The sequence below is a fragment of the Oerskovia sp. NPDC056781 genome, from assembly GCF_042789955.1.
Taxonomy (GTDB): domain Bacteria; phylum Actinomycetota; class Actinomycetes; order Actinomycetales; family Cellulomonadaceae; genus Oerskovia; species Oerskovia rustica.
This window is the reverse complement of the sequence record NZ_JBHUAD010000343.1, coordinates 1-2,982: the sequence shown is the minus strand read 5'-3', so window position 1 is coordinate 2,982 and position 2,982 is coordinate 1. Positions and strand designations below refer to the sequence as shown.

The 2,982-nt window shown below is 73.0% G+C and carries 2 protein-coding genes; one reads left to right on the top strand and one right to left on the bottom strand.

The genetic code is table 11. The features are described 5' to 3' along the window. Nucleotides 1-145: 145 nt before the first annotated feature. Complete coding sequence (locus tag ACFRCR_RS18100) at nt 146-883, bottom strand: ferritin-like fold-containing protein (protein ID WP_377679526.1); 738 nt, start codon at nt 881-883, stop codon at nt 146-148. 419 nt (nt 884-1,302) lie between these two features. Between ACFRCR_RS18100 and ACFRCR_RS18095 the strand changes: the two genes are divergently transcribed. Beyond that, nucleotides 1,303-2,982 (top strand): DEAD/DEAH box helicase (locus ACFRCR_RS18095; protein ID WP_377679524.1); only part of this gene is annotated, 1,680 nt, incomplete at its 3' end.

The following is a 2,982-nucleotide window of genomic DNA, read 5'->3' as shown; positions in this document are numbered from 1 at the left end:
GGCTGGTTCAGCCGGGCCCCGCTCTCGTCGTCTCGGGGCGCCCAGGCCCGGAGCCATGCCGAACCGCTCAGGCCGCGAGGCCGTGTTCCCCGCTCAGGCCGCGAGGCCGTGCTCACCGCTCAGGCCGCGAGGCCGTGCTCACCGCTCAGGCCGCGAGGCCCAACCGCCCCATGCGACGCGTGTGCTCCGCCGTGAGCTGGGAGAATACCCAGGCCTGCCGGTCGGCGGCCGTGCCCGTCGCGTCGGCTGCTCCGGGCGTGCCGGCCTCGGTGCGGTGGCCCGCGCCGTCCGCCAGGAGGCGGCTCAGCCCCTCGCGCTCGGCGAGCAGCGACTGCACCAGCCCGAGGGCCTCGCCCACGAGGCGGCGCCCCCACAGCGCGAGGCGCGACGCGAGCACGGGGTCCGCCGCGGCGGCGTCGGCGATGACGGTCGCGGAGCGCTCGGAGTCGACGCCGTCCGAGAGGATCTCCAGGACCAGGTCGCGCGACTGGTCGTCGAGCCCGTCCGCGGCGAGGCGGCAGAAGTCGTCGGCCACACCGTGCCCGACGTACCCCTTGAGGACGCCCTCCCACCAGGTGCTCGACGGGGTGCGGCTCTCGAAGTCGTCGAAGATGCCGTCGAAGGCGCCCATCTCGGCCTCCGGGTCGCCCCCCAGGTCCGCGATGCGCTCCAGGACGCGCTCGTGCCGCGAGAGCATCTTGCCCGCGTGCCGCGAGAGCTGGTGGCGCTGCGCGAGGGTCGGGGCGTTCGCCGCGTCGGCCGCCAGGCGCCCGAACGTCGCGAGCTCGGTGTACGCGATGAGACCCAGGAGGCCGATCACGTCGCGGTCGGTCGCGAGCCTCTCCGTACCGCCGGACAGGTCGTGGTGCTGGGGCTCGCTCATCCGGCCAGAATAGTCGAGCGCCCTCCACCGGCCGCGACATGAAACGTGACAACACGGGTGATGACGGGTCCAGCGGGAGCAGTCCGATACTATGGGTGGGTACATCGGTTGCCCGGTCGTCCGAATCCCCCGGCCCCCGGTGGGTGCTCCTGAGCCCCACCCCGTGCCGAAAGACTTGCGAACGACACTGCACGACGCCGACCTCGGTCGGTGCGCGCGGGCGGAACCGGGGTTCGCGCCTCACGGCCGACGACCCCCGACGACGTCTTCGCGGCGAATACCCACGATCGGCTGCCGGCCACTAGGCGCGAGAGACCGTACCTGCCTGGGACTTCCCGGAGCATCGTGGACCCGCCAACCGTCGGGTCGATCACGCACGTGCGGCGCCTCGCGCCAGACATCAGAACCACGAGGCACCAGTGACCACCACCGAAACTCCCGTCGAGCCCACCGAGCTCGGCCTCCCCTCTGCCGAGACCCCTGCCGACGACGTCCAGGGCACGCTGTCGTCGAGCGTCCAGGCCAAGGACGTCTCCTTCGCGGACTTCGGCGTCCGCCCGGAGATCGTCGAGGCGCTGGCCGACGCCGGCATCACCCACCCGTTCCCCATCCAGGCCATGACGCTGCCGGTCGCGATGTCGGGCCACGACATCATCGGCCAGGCCAAGACCGGCACCGGCAAGACGCTCGGTTTCGGCGTTCCGCTGCTGCACCGCGTCGTCGCCCCGGGCGAGGAGGGCTTCGACCAGCTCCCCGCACCGGGCAAGCCGCAGGCGCTCGTCATCGTCCCGACCCGCGAGCTCGCCGTCCAGGTCGCCGGCGACCTCGAGGCCGCGTCGGCCAAGCGCAGCGTCCGCATCATCCAGCTCTACGGCGGCCGTGCGTACGAGCCGCAGATCGCGACGCTCAACGCCGGCGTCGAGGTCGTCGTCGGTACCCCCGGTCGCATGATCGACCTCATGAACCAGGGGCACCTCAACCTCACGCGCGCCCGCTGCGTCGTGCTCGACGAGGCCGACGAGATGCTCGACCTGGGCTTCCTGCCCGACGTCGAGAAGCTCCTCTCACGCACGCCCGCCGCCCGCCACACGATGCTGTTCTCGGCGACCATGCCGGGCGCGGTCGTCTCGATGGCGCGCCGCTACATGACGCAGCCGACGCACATCCGGGCCAACGACCCGGACGACGGCGGGCAGACCGTCAAGAACATCAAGCAGGTCGTCTACCGGGCGCACGCGCTCGACAAGGTCGAGGTCCTCGCGCGCATCCTCCAGTCGGAGGGCCGCGGCCTGACGATCGTGTTCGCGCGCACCAAGCGCACGGCCGCCAAGGTGGCCGACGAGCTCGCCGACCGCGGCTTCGCGTCCGGCGCGATCCACGGCGACCTGGGCCAGGGCGCCCGTGAGCAGGCGCTGCGCGCGTTCCGCTCGGGCAAGATCGACGTGCTCGTCGCGACCGACGTCGCGGCGCGAGGCATCGACGTCGACGACGTCACGCACGTCGTGAACTACCAGTGCCCCGAGGACGAGAAGACCTACCTGCACCGCACGGGCCGTACCGGCCGCGCGGGCAACAAGGGCACGGCCGTCACGTTCGTCGACTGGGACGACGTGCCCCGCTGGTCGCTCATCAACAAGGCCCTGGACCTGAACATCCCGGAGCCCGTCGAGACGTACTCGACGTCCCCGCACCTGTACACGGACCTCAACATCCCCGAGGGCACCAAGGGCCGCCTGCCCAAGTCGGCGCAGACCCGCGCGGGTCTGGACGCCGAGAAGCTCGAGGACCTGGGCGAGACCGGCAAGCGTGGCGGTTCGCCGTCGCGCGCCGGCCGTGACGCAGGGCGCGACGCGGGCCGCTCGGGCTCGCGCGACGCAGGCCGTTCGGGTGGCCGCGACAGCGGGCGCAGCGGCTCACGCTCCGGCGGCCGCGAGGGTGGCCGCAGCGGCGAGGGCGCACAGCGCTCCTCGTCCACGGGTGCCACCGACTCCGCTCAGGCTCCGCGCACCGAGGCCCCGGCCGCGGGCGCTTCGGCGGAGGGCGCTCCCTCGCGTCCGCGTCGTCAGCGCAACCGCCGCCGCACGCACGGCGGCGCGTCG